General features: G+C 64.3%; 20 protein-coding genes. 18 read left to right on the top strand and 2 right to left on the bottom strand.

Annotated elements, in window-relative coordinates; all coding sequences use genetic code 11:
• The first annotated feature begins 193 nt into the window (after positions 1-193).
• Genes gyrA through MLE27_RS05085 form a run of 3 tightly spaced genes read left to right on the top strand, consistent with a single transcriptional unit; the run spans position 194 to position 3,378 of the window.
• Positions 194-2,665: a DNA gyrase subunit A gene (gene gyrA / locus MLE27_RS05075; RefSeq protein ID WP_243310811.1), complete on the top strand. Its 2,472-nt coding sequence runs from the start codon at positions 194-196 to the stop codon at positions 2,663-2,665.
• Positions 2,666-3,043: a fluoride efflux transporter FluC gene (locus MLE27_RS05080; protein WP_243310812.1), complete on the top strand. Its 378-nt coding sequence runs from the start codon at positions 2,666-2,668 to the stop codon at positions 3,041-3,043.
• Positions 3,043-3,378 carry a DUF190 domain-containing protein gene (locus tag MLE27_RS05085; RefSeq protein WP_243310813.1) on the top strand — a complete coding sequence of 112 codons (336 nt, stop codon included), beginning with the start codon at positions 3,043-3,045 and terminating at the stop codon, positions 3,376-3,378. The genes MLE27_RS05080 and MLE27_RS05085 overlap by 1 nt, the downstream gene beginning before the upstream one ends.
• A 5-nt stretch (positions 3,379-3,383) precedes the next feature.
• Here MLE27_RS05085 and MLE27_RS05090 read toward each other — a convergent pair whose 3' ends face one another.
• A complete protein-coding gene (locus tag MLE27_RS05090) occupies positions 3,384-3,665 on the bottom strand; it encodes a SemiSWEET transporter (RefSeq protein WP_243310814.1) in 282 nt (93 codons plus the stop codon).
• A 49-nt stretch (positions 3,666-3,714) separates the two neighbouring features.
• Here MLE27_RS05090 and coaBC point away from each other — a divergent pair, with 49 nt between their 5' ends.
• From coaBC to MLE27_RS05115, 5 genes are all read left to right on the top strand, one after another.
• On the top strand, positions 3,715-4,953 hold the full coding sequence (coaBC, locus tag MLE27_RS05095) for a bifunctional phosphopantothenoylcysteine decarboxylase/phosphopantothenate--cysteine ligase CoaBC (protein ID WP_243310815.1): 1,239 nt from the start codon (positions 3,715-3,717) through the stop codon (positions 4,951-4,953).
• Positions 4,929-5,540 (top strand): hypothetical protein, encoded by a 612-nt coding sequence (locus tag MLE27_RS05100; RefSeq protein WP_243310816.1) that lies wholly within the window; start codon positions 4,929-4,931, stop codon positions 5,538-5,540. Before coaBC ends, MLE27_RS05100 begins: the two co-directional genes overlap by 25 nt.
• A 117-nt stretch (positions 5,541-5,657) precedes the next feature.
• Positions 5,658-6,665 (top strand): NAD-dependent epimerase, encoded by a 1,008-nt coding sequence (locus MLE27_RS05105; RefSeq protein ID WP_243310817.1) that lies wholly within the window; start codon positions 5,658-5,660, stop codon positions 6,663-6,665.
• Between the two features lie 84 nt (positions 6,666-6,749).
• Positions 6,750-7,040 carry a GAK system XXXCH domain-containing protein gene (locus tag MLE27_RS05110; protein ID WP_243310818.1) on the top strand — a complete coding sequence of 97 codons (291 nt, stop codon included), beginning with the start codon at positions 6,750-6,752 and terminating at the stop codon, positions 7,038-7,040.
• A gap of 47 nt (positions 7,041-7,087) precedes the next feature.
• Entirely contained in the window at positions 7,088-7,855 is a 768-nt protein-coding gene (locus tag MLE27_RS05115) for a ParA family protein (RefSeq protein ID WP_243310819.1), read from the top strand.
• 51 nt (positions 7,856-7,906) lie between these two features.
• On the opposite strand, the gene MLE27_RS05120 is transcribed toward MLE27_RS05115, so the two are convergent.
• Positions 7,907-8,326 (bottom strand): hypothetical protein, encoded by a 420-nt coding sequence (locus MLE27_RS05120; protein ID WP_243310820.1) that lies wholly within the window; start codon positions 8,324-8,326, stop codon positions 7,907-7,909.
• A 142-nt stretch (positions 8,327-8,468) separates the two neighbouring features.
• On the opposite strand from MLE27_RS05120, the gene MLE27_RS05125 reads away from it, so the two are divergent.
• Genes MLE27_RS05125 through MLE27_RS05170 form a run of 10 tightly spaced genes read left to right on the top strand, consistent with a single transcriptional unit; the run spans position 8,469 to position 14,828 of the window.
• Complete coding sequence (locus MLE27_RS05125; RefSeq protein ID WP_341482505.1) at positions 8,469-9,359, top strand: ParB/RepB/Spo0J family partition protein; 891 nt, start codon at positions 8,469-8,471, stop codon at positions 9,357-9,359.
• On the top strand, positions 9,352-10,401 hold the full coding sequence (locus tag MLE27_RS05130) for a bifunctional heptose 7-phosphate kinase/heptose 1-phosphate adenyltransferase (protein WP_243310822.1): 1,050 nt from the start codon (positions 9,352-9,354) through the stop codon (positions 10,399-10,401). The genes MLE27_RS05125 and MLE27_RS05130 overlap by 8 nt, the downstream gene beginning before the upstream one ends.
• 11 nt (positions 10,402-10,412) lie before the next feature.
• Positions 10,413-10,730: an STAS domain-containing protein gene (locus MLE27_RS05135; protein WP_243310823.1), complete on the top strand. Its 318-nt coding sequence runs from the start codon at positions 10,413-10,415 to the stop codon at positions 10,728-10,730.
• A 9-nt stretch (positions 10,731-10,739) separates the two neighbouring features.
• A complete protein-coding gene (locus tag MLE27_RS05140; protein ID WP_243310824.1) occupies positions 10,740-11,489 on the top strand; it encodes an MlaE family ABC transporter permease in 750 nt (249 codons plus the stop codon).
• A gap of 1 nt (position 11,490) precedes the next feature.
• The gene (locus MLE27_RS05145) at positions 11,491-12,282 is read left to right on the top strand and encodes an ABC transporter ATP-binding protein (RefSeq protein WP_243310825.1); all 792 of its coding nucleotides are present in this window, start codon (positions 11,491-11,493) and stop codon (positions 12,280-12,282) included.
• Positions 12,283-12,293: 11 nt separating this feature from the next.
• Complete coding sequence (locus tag MLE27_RS05150) at positions 12,294-13,205, top strand: MlaD family protein (protein WP_243310826.1); 912 nt, start codon at positions 12,294-12,296, stop codon at positions 13,203-13,205.
• Entirely contained in the window at positions 13,202-13,822 is a 621-nt protein-coding gene (locus MLE27_RS05155) for an ABC-type transport auxiliary lipoprotein family protein (RefSeq protein WP_243310827.1), read from the top strand. Before MLE27_RS05150 ends, MLE27_RS05155 begins: the two co-directional genes overlap by 4 nt.
• A complete protein-coding gene (locus tag MLE27_RS05160) occupies positions 13,822-14,214 on the top strand; it encodes a DnaJ family domain-containing protein (RefSeq protein ID WP_243310828.1) in 393 nt (130 codons plus the stop codon). The genes MLE27_RS05155 and MLE27_RS05160 overlap by 1 nt, the downstream gene beginning before the upstream one ends.
• Positions 14,211-14,444 (top strand): hypothetical protein, encoded by a 234-nt coding sequence (locus MLE27_RS05165; protein WP_243310829.1) that lies wholly within the window; start codon positions 14,211-14,213, stop codon positions 14,442-14,444. The genes MLE27_RS05160 and MLE27_RS05165 overlap by 4 nt, the downstream gene beginning before the upstream one ends.
• 3 nt (positions 14,445-14,447) lie before the next feature.
• Entirely contained in the window at positions 14,448-14,828 is a 381-nt protein-coding gene (locus tag MLE27_RS05170) for a lysozyme inhibitor LprI family protein (RefSeq protein WP_243310830.1), read from the top strand.
• The last annotated feature ends 11 nt before the right edge of the window (positions 14,829-14,839 follow it).

Here is a 14,839-nt window from a genome sequence, read left to right on the forward strand (position 1 = left end):
AGCCTCCGGCGGCCAAAGGGCCTTCGGCCCTCTGGACTCCCTTATAGGTCTTTGCTTCCTGGAACACTTCCGGCTGATCGAGAGAACTTTGATTATTTAAAACGGGATTCCAAAGGGCGCAGCCCTTTGGCCGCCGGAGGCCTCTCCCAAACCGCACCCCGCCCCCGGCGCCGAACACCATACGAGGCATCACGTGCTCGACCAGAACGCTGAAGACAACAAGAACATCTCCATCGAGGAGGAACTCAAGAAGTCCTACCTCGAGTACTCCCTTTCGGTCATCGTGGGGCGCGCCATTCCGGACGTGCGCGACGGCCTCAAGCCCGTGCACAGGCGCATCCTCTACGCCATGCACGAGCTCTCCAACGGCTGGAACAGGCCCTACAAGAAGTCCGCGCGCATCGTCGGCGACGTCATCGGTAAATACCACCCCCACGGCGACTCCGCCGTGTACGACGCCCTGGTGCGCATGGCGCAGGACTTCTCCATGCGCGACCCCCTGGTGGACGGCCAGGGCAACTTCGGCTCCATCGACGGCGACGCCGCGGCGGCCATGCGTTACACCGAAGTGCGCATGTCCCGCCTGACCAGCGAGTTTTTGGGCGACATCGAGAAGGAGACGGTCGACTTCCGGCCCAACTACGACAACTCCCTGGACGAGCCCTCGGTGCTGCCCACCAAGGTGCCCAACCTGCTGCTCAACGGCAGCTCGGGCATCGCGGTCGGCATGGCCACCAACATTCCGCCGCACAACCTGGGCGAACTCTGCGACGCGCTGCTGCACATCGTGGATTCGCCCGATTGCAGCGTGGATTCGGTCATCGCCCACATCCACGGGCCGGACTTCCCCACCGGGGCCTCCATCTACGGCGGGCAGGGCCTGCTTGACGCCTACCGCACCGGGCGCGGCTCCATCAAGATGCGCGGCACTGTTGAGATCGAGCCCCAGAAAAAGGGCCACGAGCTGGTGGTCATCCGGGAGATTCCCTACGCCCTGAACAAGTCCACCCTGGTGGAGAAGATCGCCCAGCTCATCAACGAGAAGAAGATCGACGGCGTCTCCGACCTGCGCGACGAGTCCGACCGCAAGGGCATCCGGGTGGTTCTGGAGCTCAAGCGCGGCTCCATCCCGGACATCGTCATCAACAGCCTCTACAAGTTCACCCCGCTGGAGACCAGCTTCGGCATCAACATGCTGGTGGTTGCGGGCAATCGCCCGGCACTGCTGAACATCAAGCAGATGCTCACCTACTTCCTGGACCACCGCAAGGAAGTGATCCTGCGCCGCTCCCGCTTCGACCTGCGCAAGAGCGAGGAGCGTGCCCACATTCTGGAAGGCCTGCGCATCGCCCTGGACAACATCGACGAGGTGGTGCGCCTGATCCGGGCCTCCAAGACGCCGGTGGAAGCCAAGGAACGCCTGATGGAGCGCTTCGCCCTGTCGGAGCGCCAGTCCCAGGCGATCCTGGACATGCGCCTGCAGCGCCTGACCAACCTGGAGCGCGAGAAGCTGCTTGAGGAATACGCCGAGCTGCTCAAGCTCATCGAGTACCTGCGCTCCATCCTGGAGAACGACGAGGTGCTGCGCGGGGTCATCCGCGACGAAATCAAGGATCTCAAGGAGAAGTACGCCACTCCCAGGCGCACACAGGTGCTGGAGAGCCTCGAAGGCATCGACATCGAGGACCTCATCCCCGACGAGAACGTGGTCATCACGCTGTCGCGCCGGGGCTACATCAAACGCACCCCGCTGGACACCTATCAGCAGCAGCGCCGTGGCGGGAAGGGCATCGCCGGAGTGCACACCTCCGGTGAGGACTTCATCCAGAGCTTCTCCATCACCACGAACCACCAGTACCTGCTGCTCTTCACCAACCTGGGCAAGATGCACCAGCTCAAGGTGCACCAGATCCCCGAGGGCTCCCGCACGGCCAAGGGCCAGCACATCGCCAACCTGCTGCCCATGGACAAGGAGGAGTTCATCGCCACGGCCATCACCATCCGCGAGTTCTCCCCAGAGCGCTTCTTCCTGTTCGTGACGCGCCGGGGCATGGTCAAGCGCACCGCGCTGGACCTGTACAAGAACGTGCGCGTAGGCGGCATCCGGGCCGTGAACCTGAACGAGGGCGACGAACTGCTGGACGTGAAGGAAGTCCCCTCCAACGCCGAGATCCTGCTGGCCACCGAATACGGGCAGGGCATCCGCTTCAGCGTCTCCGACGTGCGGCCCATGGGCCGCAGCGCCACCGGCGTGAAGGGCATCGCCCTGGCCGGGAAGGACCGCGTGGCCTCGGGCGTCGTCTTCGGCGACCCGGACCGCAACCAGGTGCTCACCGTTTCGGCAAACGGCTTCGGCAAGCGCTCCGACGTGGACCTCTACCGTTTGCAGACCCGCAGCGGCAAAGGCGTTATCAACATGAAGGTCACGGCCAAGACCGGCCACGTCGTCGGGGCGGCCCCTGTCTCCGAGACGGACGACATCCTGCTGCTCACTTCGGCCAACAAGATCATCCGCACCTCTGTTGCATCTGTGCGCAACGTGGGCCGCGCCGCCCAGGGCGTGACCCTGGTGGCCATGGACAACGGGGACCAGGTGGTCGGGTTCGACATCGTGGAATCCGAATCCTCGCCGACCCAGCAGCCCGAAAAACCCGATACCGTCTAAATGGGCCGGAATCTGCTCTATATCGCGTTGGCTGGCTCGGCTGGAACCCTGGCCCGTTTTTTCCTTTCAAACGCGGTACAGAGGATTTGTGGGGCCGACTTTTCCTGGGGCACCTGGGCGGTGAACGTGCTCGGGTGCTTCCTGTTCGGCCTTGTCTGGGTGCTCTCGGAGGAGAGGTTCCTGTTCTCCTCCGAGACCCGGCTCATCATCCTGGTGGGCTTCATGGGAGCCTTCACCACCTTCTCCACCTACATCTTCGAGAGCGCCGCTTTCGGCACCAGCGGCGACATGCTGCGCATGGCCGCGAACCTGCTGGGGCAGAACATAGCCGGATTCGCCGCCCTGTTCCTGGGCATGGCCAGCGGGAGGATCGTCTGATGCAATGGACCACCCTTGAGCGACTGCGCATGTACATGGGCGAGAACGACCGCCATGAAGGCAAGCTCACCTACGAGCACCTGGTCCGCCGGGCCTCTGAGCATGGCCTGGCCGGAGCCACCGTGCTGCGCGGCATGATGGGCTACGGCGGTCACAAGCAGATCCACACGGCCAAAATCCTTGTGCTCTCGGGCGAGATGCCTGTGATCGTGGAGATCATCGACAGGGCCGGCAAGCTGGAGGATTTCTGCCGGGACAACGAATCCGCCCTCTCCAACGTGCTGGTCACGCGCGACAGCGTTTCTGCCTGGGTGCGGGAGAAGCCCGGGGAGTAGGGGGGTCAGTCGGCCCTGATCGGGCCTTTGCCGAAGCGCAGCTTCATGACCATGATGGACAGCGTGAGCAGCAGGCTCACCCCGTTGGCGGCCATGACAGCGATGGAATCGATGACCACCCCGTAGAGGAACCAGAGCGCCACCCCGGAGCAGAGCAGCATGTACATGCGCAGGGAGATGTCCTCCACGGAGCGCGTGCGCCAGGTGTGCAGCACCTGGGGCAGATAGGAGGCCGTGGTCAGGCATCCCGCCGCGATTCCCAACCCTTCCTGAAACAGCTTTTCCACCAGCAACCTCCCCTTTGACAGCGCAACCAACCTCATACATGATCGGCCAATGCTGCCACACCACCTGAAATTCACCGTGCATCACGGCGAGCGCGTGCACCTTGGAGTAACCGGGAGCATCGCAGCGTACAAGTCCCTTGAGCTGCTGCGCATCCTTAGCGAGCTTGAGCTCATCGTGAGCGTCACGCTCACGGAGGCGGCAACGCGCTTCATCACCCCGCTGAGCTTCGAGTCGCTTGGCGCGAGCCACGTCTATTCCGGCATGTGGACCGGGTCGGACAGCGCCTTCGGGCATTTGGAGCCCTCCCAGGAAGCCCGCTGCATGGTCATCGCCCCGGCCACCGCCAACACTATCGCCAAGCTGACGCACGGCATCGCGGACGAGATCCTCTCCACGCAGGCCCTGGCCTTCGCCGGCCCCATGCTGGTGGCGCCGGCCATGAACCCGCGCCTCTGGGACGCCAAGCCCACGCAGCATAACCTGGCCATGTTGCGGGATCGCGGCGTGACCGTCATCGAGCCCGAGTGCGGGCAGATGGCTTGCGGCGAAACCGGCAAAGGGCGCATGCCCAACCCGCACGACATCGCCGCGCAGGTGCTCAAAGCCATGACCAACCCGGACATGGCCGGCACCCGCGTGCTGGTCTCGCTCGGCCCCACACGCGAATTTTTCGACCCCGCGCGTTACTGGTCCAACCCTTCCACGGGGCTCATGGGGGCCGCCCTGGCCATGGCCGCCTGGCTGCGGGGCGCGGACGTGACTGTTGTGCACGGGCCGGTGGACCTCTGGCTGCCCGGCAGCATCCGGCGAATCCCCGTGCAGACCGCGCAGGAGATGTTCGAGGCCTGCACCGGCATCTGGAAACAGCAGGACTACGGCATCATGACGGCGGCGGTCTCCGATTTCTCTCCGGTTCCGTACGGCAACGAGAAGTTCAAGAAGCGCAGCCTTGATTCCGACGAGATCATGATCCCCTTCAGGACCAACCCCGACATCCTGCGCACGCTCGGTGCCATCAAGGCGGAGGGGCAGAGGCTGCTTGGCTTCTGCGCCGAGACCTCCGACCTCGCCCGCTACGCCTCCATGAAGCTCAAGGAAAAGAACTGCGACATGATGGTGGCCAACTCCATCGCCGTCACGGGTCCGGGCGCTTCCAGCGGCTTCGCGGCCAAAACCAACCAGGTGCTTGTGGTCGATTCCCTGGGCCGCAGCGAGCAGTGGCCCACGCTGAGCAAGACCGAGGTGGCCTGGAGGCTCCTGGAATGGATGACACAACTTTTGCCTTGAGCGGCCCTTTCCGGGTGCTGCATCAGGCCGGTATCCGCTATTTGCTGCCTGGACCACCTCCTCAGAAACGAGTGGACGTCCCTTCTGGTTCGGCCCCCGGGCAGGAGGCCACCCCCTCGCCCTCCAGTGTTCAGGAAGTTCCGTTTGAGGCCCCTTGGACCGATTTCCTGGCCAAGGTTCCTGCCTCGCCCATCTTCCTGTTCACCTACAAAGCCCTCGGCGCCGACCTGGCTGGGGGGGGCTCCTCCGAGCGCTCCGCTTTGTGGCGCTCGATTGTCGGGGCCCTGAGCCTTCCCCGTGGCAGCGTCGGCTTCTGGCCCTGCCTGCGTCCCGGCACCGAGGATGACCCGGTTCCCGCACCCCAGTTCGGCGAAGGTCTCCGGCGCATCGCACCCCGCGTTCTGGTTGATTTTTCTGCCGAAGGGGAGGGCGGGTTCGCGCGTCGCTGCTTGATGGATGCCAACGCTGCTTTCGGCCTGAACATTTCATATTTCCCGGCGCCATCGCCGGAAGAGCTGCTGCTTGCTGGTCCGGAGGGTTGCAACACAGTGGCCCGTCAACTTCTGGAGCTTCTGCAAGCGGGCTGACCGCCAAGGCTTGACAAACCCGCACCCCCCTCATTACCAGCACTGCATTCCACAAGAACTGCAAAAGGCCCATTCGCTCACGCACACGCCACGCCATATCACACCGAAGGATCGTTCATGAAATTCCTCATTACCGGAGCGGCCGGATTCATTGGCTTCCATCTTTCCCGGCGGCTTCTCGGCATGGGACACACCGTTGTCGGCCTGGACAATCTCAATCCCTACTATTCGGTGGCCCTGAAGAAGGACCGCCTGAAGATGCTCCAGCAGTCCGAACAATTCACCTTCGTGAAGGCGGACCTTTCCGATCAGGAGGCCATCAGCTCCCTGTTCTCCACCAATCAGTTCACCCACGTGGTCAACCTGGCCGCCCAGGCGGGCGTGCGCTACAGCCTGGAAAACCCCATGGCCTACGTGCAGTCCAACATCGTGGGCTTCACCAACCTGCTGGAAGGCTGCCGCCACAACAACGTGAAGCACTTCGTGTTCGCCTCCTCCAGCTCGGTGTACGGGCTCAACACGAACATGCCGTTCTCGGTGCACAACAACGTTGACCACCCCATCAGCCTCTACGCGGCCTCCAAGAAGTCCAACGAGCTGATGGCCCACTCCTACAGCTACCTCTACGGGCTGCCCTGCACCGGGCTGCGCTTCTTCACCGTGTACGGCCCATGGGGCCGCCCGGACATGGCCCTGTTCCTCTTCACCAAGGCCATCCTTGAGGATCAGCCCATCCAGGTGTTCAACCACGGCAAGATGCGCCGCGACTTCACCTACATCGACGACATCGTGGAGGGCGTGGTGCGCGTCACGCAGCACATTCCTTCCGCCAATCCCGACTGGGACAGCAACAAGCCCGACCCCGGCACCAGCGTCTGCCCCTACAAGATCTACAACATCGGCAACAACAACATCGTCGAGCTCTCCGCCTACATCGAGGCCATCGAGAAGGCCCTGGGCAAGGAAGCCAAGAAGATCATGCTGCCCATGCAGCCCGGCGATGTGCCCGCCACCTTCGCCAATGTGGATGATCTCATCGAGGATGTCGGTTTCCGCCCCGCTACCAGCATCGAATACGGCATCTCAAAATTTATCGAATGGTACCGCGACTACTACAAGGCCTGATTCTATTGACAGCGTGGCGAGCGTTCCTTACGACATCAAAGGATTTCATTTCACCCCGCAACGACCACAATAAAGGTAATGGAGATGGATTTCAGCGCGTTGAAAGCCTCGATGGATGAGACCTTTCAGAAAATTCTGGACCTGACCCAGGACGGGCAGATGCCCGACGAGAAGCTCGCCAATCAGTTCGCCCGCCTCACCACGCAACTTCACATGCAGGCTGACGAAGCCTGGGCTGGTGAAGCTGAAGATTTCGCCCATCTTGCCAACCAACTGCTCCAGGCTGTGAAAAAGGGCAAACGCGAAGATTCTATCCGCCTTGTGGATTCCCTTCAGGACGCCCAGGACTACTGCCATCGGACCTACAAATCCTAGATTGTTTCACGTGAAACAATCCGGGTGACTACCGGAGGATCGGTGCTATGGCCCGATGCATTGTGATCGCCAACCAGAAGGGTGGGGTGGGCAAGACCACTACGGCCGTCAACCTGGCCGCGGCCCTCGCCGTGATGGAAAAAAAAACCCTGCTGATCGACTGCGATCCGCAGGGTAACGCTTCAAGCGGCCTGGGCATCTACCCGGACGACTTCACCGAGAATCTCTACTCCGTTCTGTACGAGCCCGCCAAGGCCAGGGAGGCGGTCTACGAGACGTCCTTCCCATATCTGCACGTGCTGCCCTCCACCTCCGATCTTGTGGCGGCGGACATCGAACTGGTGGATAAGCCGGGCCGTGAAATCTTTCTGCGCAACCTCGTGGGGGAGCTGGGCGACGAGTACGAGTTCATCCTGCTGGACTGCCCGCCCTCGCTCGGCCTCGTGACGCTCAACGCGCTGTGCGCCGCCAACGAGCTTCTGGTGCCCCTGCAGTGCGAATACTACGCCCTGGAAGGCGTGGCCCAGTTGCTCAAGACCTTCGAACTGGTGCGCAAGCGCTTCAACACCGGGCTGCAGCTCCTGGGCGTGGTCATGACCATGTACGACGGGCGCAACAAGCTCAACCGGCACGTGAAGCGCGAAATCTGGAAGTGTTTCCCCAAGCACCACTTCGAAACGCTCATCCCGCGCAACGTGCGCGTGTCGGAAGCGCCGAGCTACGGCATGTCCGTCATCGGGTACGATGTGAAGTCCAAGGGTGCGGAGGCCTATCTGGCCCTGGCCAAGGAAGTGCTGTGCAGGGTCCCCGCCTGAGCGGGGTGAGAGAGTGGGATCAAGGGCAGGAGCCGGGTGGCTCCTGCCTTTTTATTTTTCAACGAAGGGGCGGCAGTCCACGTCGATGTGCTTCTTGAAGTGCTTCTTGATGATGCGGGCCTTGCACTTCTGGCACTGGAAGTTGACCAGCCCGCCCAAGCTGGCAGAACGCAGCCTGAACACGCGGGGCTCGTCCTTCTGCCAGTCCTCGGTGTGGGAACCGCACTGCTTGCAGCTCACGTCGGTGGGCAGGGGGTAGTCGAAATCCCAGAACTGGATCAGGGCCTCCCAGTCCTTGATGGGTTCGGGCTGCTCCTTGACGCTCTCGGGCGAGAGCGCTTCAAGGGCTTTGTCGATCACAGGGGAGAGGGCAGCCTGGGCCTTGAGCCACAGTTCGGGGCTCAGCCAGATGCCTACCAGGTTGCGGTCCTGGTCGTAGAGGGGTTCAAAGTGGTTTTTCAGGCCGGGCACGTCATCCTCCAGGGATAAAGACGGTTAGAGTCGGGTGGTTGCGGTTGCGTTTGGTTCAGGCTTGAGGGTAAGGAGTTCGAAGATGATGTCAAGAAGTGCGCACAATGCGGCGAAGGGGGGGCCTATGGCCGGAGCGAAAGGTTTGGGACGCGGACTCGACGTCCTGCTCAAGGGCATGGCGGTGGATCGCGATCACCCGGAAGTGACGGTGCTCAAGCTGGAGGACATCGTTCCCAACCCGCGCCAGCCCAGGCTCGAATTCGATCCCCAGGCCCTGAAGGACCTGGCCAGCTCCATCAAGGAGCAAGGCGTGCTCCAGCCCATCCTGGTGCGCCCGCTCAAGGGCGCGGCCCACGGCTACGAGTTGGTGGCGGGGGAGCGCAGGCTGCGCGCCAGCAAGCTGGCCGAGCTCACCGAGATTCCCGCCATCGTCCGCGAGGTCAGCGAGGAGCAGAGCCTGGCCCTGGCCCTCATCGAGAACCTGCAGCGCGAGAACCTCAACGCCCTGGAAGAAGCCAAGGGCCTGGACCAGTTGCTCAACGCCTTCGGCCTGAGCCAGGAGGCCCTGGCCCAGAAAGTGGGCAAGAGCCGCTCCACCGTGGCCAACAGCCTGCGCCTGCTGCAACTGCCACAGGCCATTCAGGACAGCCTCTTCCAGGACGGCATCAGCGCGGGCCACGCCCGGGCCCTGCTCGCCATCACCGACCCCGCCGTGCAGGAGGCGCTCTGGAGCCGCATCGTGGAGCGCGGCCTCTCGGTGCGCGAAACCGAGGACATGGCCACCCACTGGAAGCAGCACGGCGTGCTTCCCGACGTGCTGCCCGGCCCGGTTGAGCCCACGCCCAAGGGAGCGGTCAGAAAGCGCCCTGTGCTGCCGGAGGAGCTGGCGGGCATCCAGGGCCGTTTGCAGGGTAAATTCAACCCCAAAGTGAAGATCAGCGGAGACCAGGGGCGCGGCAAGATCACCTTCAGCTATGCCTCGCCGCAGGAGCTTCAAGCCCTGCTGGAGGAGTGGGGACTCGCCGATGGCTGAGAGCCCGGCCCCCCCGCCTCTGCCTGACACGCAGGCCCTTGCCGCGGCCGTGGACCGTCTGGCCGGGGTGCCGGTGCTGGTGGTGGGCGACGTCATGCTCGACCACTATCTCTCGGGCGATGCGGAGCGCATCTCTCCCGAAGCGCCGGTGCCCGTGGTGCAGGTCACCGGGGAGCGGCACATGCTGGGCGGCGCCGGCAACGTGGTGCGCAACATCGCGGCCCTGGGCGGCAGGCCCGAGCTGGTGAGCGTTGTTGGCGCCGACGGTCCAGGCCGCGCCATCCAGGATCTGCTCGGGCGCGAGGGGGTATCCTGCCATCTGGTGGCCGAGAAGAACCGCAAGACCACCATCAAGACCCGGGTCATCGTGCGCAACCAGCAGATGGTGCGCGTGGACAGGGAGGACACCGCCCCCCTGACCGGGCAGAGCCTGGCGGCGCTGGAATCCATCCTGCGGGAGGTTGCGGCGGGGCACGGCATCGTGGTGGTTTCCGATTACGGCAAGGGCGTGGTCAGCGAATCGGTGATGCGCGTGCTGCGCTCCCTCAAGGAGGAGCGGGGCGGCGGCCTCACCGTGCTGGTGGACCCCAAGGTGGTCAACACCGGGCTGTATACCGGGGTGGACCTGCTCACGCCCAACGCCAAGGAAGCCGGAGAGATGGCGGGAATCCCCGCCAAAGGCCGCGAAGGCGTGATCCGCGCCGGCCTGGCCATTTTCAAGAGGCTGCGCTGTGCCCAGCTCTGCGTCACGCTGGGGCCGGAGGGCATGGCCGTGTTCACCAGGCCGGGCTCGGTGCTGCACGTGCCAACGGTGGCGCGCCAGGTCTTCGACGTCACGGGGGCGGGCGATACGGTCATGGCGGTGCTGGCCCTGGCCCTCGGTGCGGGCATGGCCCTGCCGGAGGCGAGCATCCTGGCCAATTACGCCGCAGGCTACGTGGTGGGGCAGGTTGGTACGGCGACCGTGGGCCCGCGTGAGCTGCGCGAGGCGCTCACCACGCTGCGCCAGCCCGACGTGGAGCGCTGGCTGGAAATTCAATAAGGTGGTTCGTCATGTCCGATGAGCAACAAACGCCCTGGACAGCCACTGCCGACCAGGCCGCAGGGTCGGCCCGCATAGAAGGCGAGCTTGATTTCACCAACTCCCTGGCCGTGCGGGACTGGCTGAAGGATCTCTGCGCGCAGACCACCGGAGAGCTCAAGCTGGACCTGGAGGGCCTTCGCTACATCGACAGCTCCGGACTGGCCATCCTCATCGAGATACGCAAGTTTTTGGCCGCGAAGCAGCGCGGCATACGCATCCTCAAGGTGTCGTCCCAGGTGAGCAAGCTCTTCTCCCTGACCCAGATCGGCGAGCTCTTCGGGATATAGGCGGTTGTCATGACGGGCGATTTCGAAAGATTCATCTGGCTCGTCAACCGTCTCCTGGGCTGCCTGCGCCATCCGTTCACCCGGAAGCCCTACATGCGCTGGCAGACCTGGCGTCATTTCGCCTGGATCGGCGCGGACTCCCTGCCCATCGTCAGCGTCATCGCCTCCTGTACGGGCATCATCCTGGCCCTGCAATCCGCCGCGCAGTTGGAAAAGGTCGGCGCGCTCTCCTACGTGGCCAACCTGGTGGGCATCAGCATCGTCATGGAGCTCGGCCCGCTGCTCACGGCGCTCATCCTGGCGGGCAGGGCGGGGGCGGCTTTCACGGCCGAAATCGCCACCATGAAGATCTCGGAGGAGATCGACGCCCTGGAGGTCATGGGGCTGGACAGCGTGCGCTATCTGGTGTGGCCCAAATGCGTGGCCATGTTCCTGATGATGCCCCTTCTCACGCTCTGGGCGGACTTCACCGGCATCATGGCCGGCGGGCTGTTCTCCACCTTCGTGCTGGGCCTCTCCGGCCCCGGCTACTACGAGCAGACCGCCAGCTTCATCAGCATGCGCAACCTGTTCTCGGGCCTCATCAAGAGCTTCGCCTTCGGCCTGGCCATCACGCTCATCGGCTGCTGGCAAGGCTTCCTGGCCAGGGAGGGCGCCCTGGACGTGGGCACCCGGACCACCCGCTCCGTGGTGCAGTCCATCTTTCTGATCGTCCTGCTGGATCTGTTCTTCACCGCGCTGACGTACATGGTTACCTGATATGGGCGAGGACTGGCTTACAGGACACGGCGCCCCGGACGTCACCCTGGAGGGTGTCAACGCGGGCTACAACCACCGGCTGATTTTGCAGGATATCAACACGGTGCTGCCCCAGGGGCGCATCTCCGTCATTCTTGGCGGGTCCGGGGGCGGCAAGTCCACGCTGCTCAAGACGATTCTTGGGCTGTTGCCGCCGTCCTCCGGGCGGGTGCTCATCGGCGGAGAGGACCTCTACAGCCCGGAGGGCGCATCCTTGAGGGACATCCGCCGCCGCATGGGCGTGCTCTTCCAGGATGGGGCCCTGCTGGGTTCGCTGCCCCTGGGCGAGAATGTCGCCTTGCCCTTGCGCGAGCACACCTCACTGGATGAGGAGACCATCGAGACCGTTGTGGCGCTCAAGCTTCGGCTGGTCGGGCTGGAGCAGTTCTCGGGCTATTTCCCGGCGGAGCTTTCGGGCGGCATGCGCAAGCGGGCAGGGCTGGCCAGGGCGCTGGCCATGGACCCGCGCATCCTGCTCTGCGACGAGCCGACCTCCGGGCTGGACCCCATCACCGCGGCCGACCTGGACCAGATGATCCTGGAGCTCAAGGAGGCCTTCAACATGACCGTGGTGGTCGTCTCGCATGACATGCAGAGCGTCTACCGCATCGCGGACAACGTGGTCATGCTGAACAAGGGCCGCACGGTGTTCCAGGGAGGGGTCCAGGCCCTGCGCGAGAGCGCGGACCCGTTTCTCAGGCAGTTCCTCGACCGTCAGCCATCCAAGCGCCAGCCGGTGCGGGAAAAACAATAGGAGCAGGCACGGTGTTCTCCAAGACAGCTCACGGCCGCAACATGGCCAAGGCCTTCGGCGCCATCGTCCTGTGCCTGGCGATACTGGGGGCATTCAGCGTGGTGCTGGGCGGGTTCCGCTTCTGGGAAACGCTCGACGTCTACAACCTGCGCTTCCGCAGCGTGAAGGACCTCTCCGCCGGCAGGCCCGTGAAGTACGGCGGGCTTGACGTGGGGCGGATCCTCTCCATCGGTGTGGACGGGGAGGACCCGCGCCTGATCCGCGTGGTCATCGGGCTGAGTTCGCCCGTGCCCATCCGCGAGGGCGTGGTGGCCAGGATCGCCCAGAAGGGCCTTGTGGGCGATTATTACGTCTTCCTGGACCCGCAGGGCACCCTGGGCGAGGTGCTGCCCCCCGGCTCGTTCATCAAGACCATGGAGACCGTGGACATCGCCCAGCTCGCGGGCATGGCCGGGGAGATACTTTCGGAGCTCAGGCCCCGGCTGGAGCGGATCGCGGAGCACATTGAAGATGTGCTCAGCAATGAAAATGCTGCCAACATCAAGGAATTGATGGAGAAAGCGCCAAAGCTCGTGGAAGAGCTCAACACGACGGCCATGCAGGTCCGCTCTGATTTCAGCACCTTCGCCACCAGCGGCAAGGGGACGGCGGAGCAGGCCACCAAGGCCCTGAAAACATTCGATGAAACGATGCGCTCCATACAGGTGGAGGTCGACAAGACCTTGGCGAGCATGCGCGGGGAGATCCACGCCGTGGGCGACTTGACCAGCACCGTGCACAAGGCCGTGGCGCACGACCAGGCCCAGGTGGAGGACATCCTGGCAAATATCGAGCGCATGAGTGAGGATCTGAAGCAACTGTCCTCCCGCCTGCGCGAGAGGCCCTGGGAGCTTTTGCAGAAGCCGCAGGAGGGGAAGAAATGAAGCGCCATCCGTTGATGTGGCTCGTGCTGCTGGCCGCCTTGAGCGGCTGCATGGGCAAGCCCGGCCCGGCGGAGCAGTATCTGAGGGTGCTTGGCCCCGAGCCTGACTGCGCCAGGGCCTCACAGCCGCAGGCTGGCGCGGCTCGCATGCCGGTGCTGGCGGTGCGCCCCTTCAAGGCCCTGGACGCGCTGGACCGGCAGGGCGTGATGATTGCCGAGGGCAAGGTCATGCAGGCCAGCCAGCGCTGGTACTGGGAGGCCAGCCCGGGCAGGCTCGTGGAGCAGTCCGTGGTGCGCGCCGCATGCGGTGAAGGCCTCGCGGCCGCATGGCCGGTGCGTTCCACCACGGAGGCCAGCGTGTGGGTCTCCGGGCTGGTGAGCGATTTCTCGGTGCACACCCGGGAGATGAGGGTGGTGCTGAGCGTGGAGTGCCAGCTCTGGGACGCCTCGGGTGGGGTGGCCCTGGGCAGCGGGACCTTCACGGCGCAGGCGCCTGTGGCGGCGCTTGACGCCGGGGCCGTTGCCGAAGCCGGGGAAAAGGCCCTGAACGATGTCTCCGCGCGGATCGCCCAGTGGGCCAGGCAGTCGCTGCCCGCGGGCTCCAAGGCGGGCAAGTGATGTTCAAGGCCATCGCGATCGTCGCGGAGGAGCGCATCCGCACGGCTATGGAGCGCGGCGAGTTCGACAACCTGAGCTGCGCGGGCCAGCCCCTGGACCTCGACGACGACGCCCACGTGCCGCCCGAGCTGCGCATGGCCTACCGTCTGCTCAAGAACGGGGGCTACCTGGAGGACGACACGCGCCTGGAGCGCGAAATCCAGAACGTGGAGTCCCTGCTGCCCCGTGACGGGGAGGAGCGGGCCAAGCTGCGTCAGATGCGCAAGCTCCAGGTGATCGAATCCAGGTTCCAGGAGAGGGCTGGTCGCGGCCTGCGGGTCAGGGATGACGATCCCTATTACGACAAGGTCGTGGACGCGGTCGGCGTGAAAAAACCCAAGGAGCGGCCATGAGCATGAACAATCAGGAAAGTCCGACATGCGCGCCGGAGCTCATCAGACGGTTGCAGGCCATCCCCTTCGTGCGGGTCACCCCCGAGGGGGATGTGCTGATACCATCGGACAAACTGGACGATTTCGTGCGCCGGTACCTGGAGCTCACCGACAGCCGGGAGCACATGGAGCGGCTCCTGGCGTATGTGCGGGAGGATAACCGGTGCGATCCCTCGGGATCGGCGGACTAGGGCGTGAGGAACCTTCGCCTCGGCATCGTCGCCGGTTCCCTGCTGGCCTGGTGCCTGTTCCCTTCAGGCTGCGGCACCTCCTGGGCCCAGAACTGCGACAACCCGGCCTCCGACCAGGACTTGGCCGAGTGCGCCGGGCTTCGTCTGCGCGCCGCGGAGCGCGACATGGCCGTGCTGTTGGACAGGCTGGAGCAGTCGGAGGACAAGGAACTGGTGGAGGCCCTGCGCGGCTCCCAGCAGGCCTGGACGGCCTGGAGGGAGGCTGAGGGCAGGTTGGCGTCAGTTGGTGCCAGGGACCCGCTGCTCAAGCTCTACGCCCGCAAGAAGCAGGAGGCCCAGATGACGGAAGACCGCGTGAAGGATCTCAAGAGCCTGGCAGAGTGATCCAGGCGGCC

The organism is Fundidesulfovibrio agrisoli (assembly GCF_022808715.1).
GTDB lineage: Bacteria > Desulfobacterota > Desulfovibrionia > Desulfovibrionales > Desulfovibrionaceae > Fundidesulfovibrio > Fundidesulfovibrio agrisoli.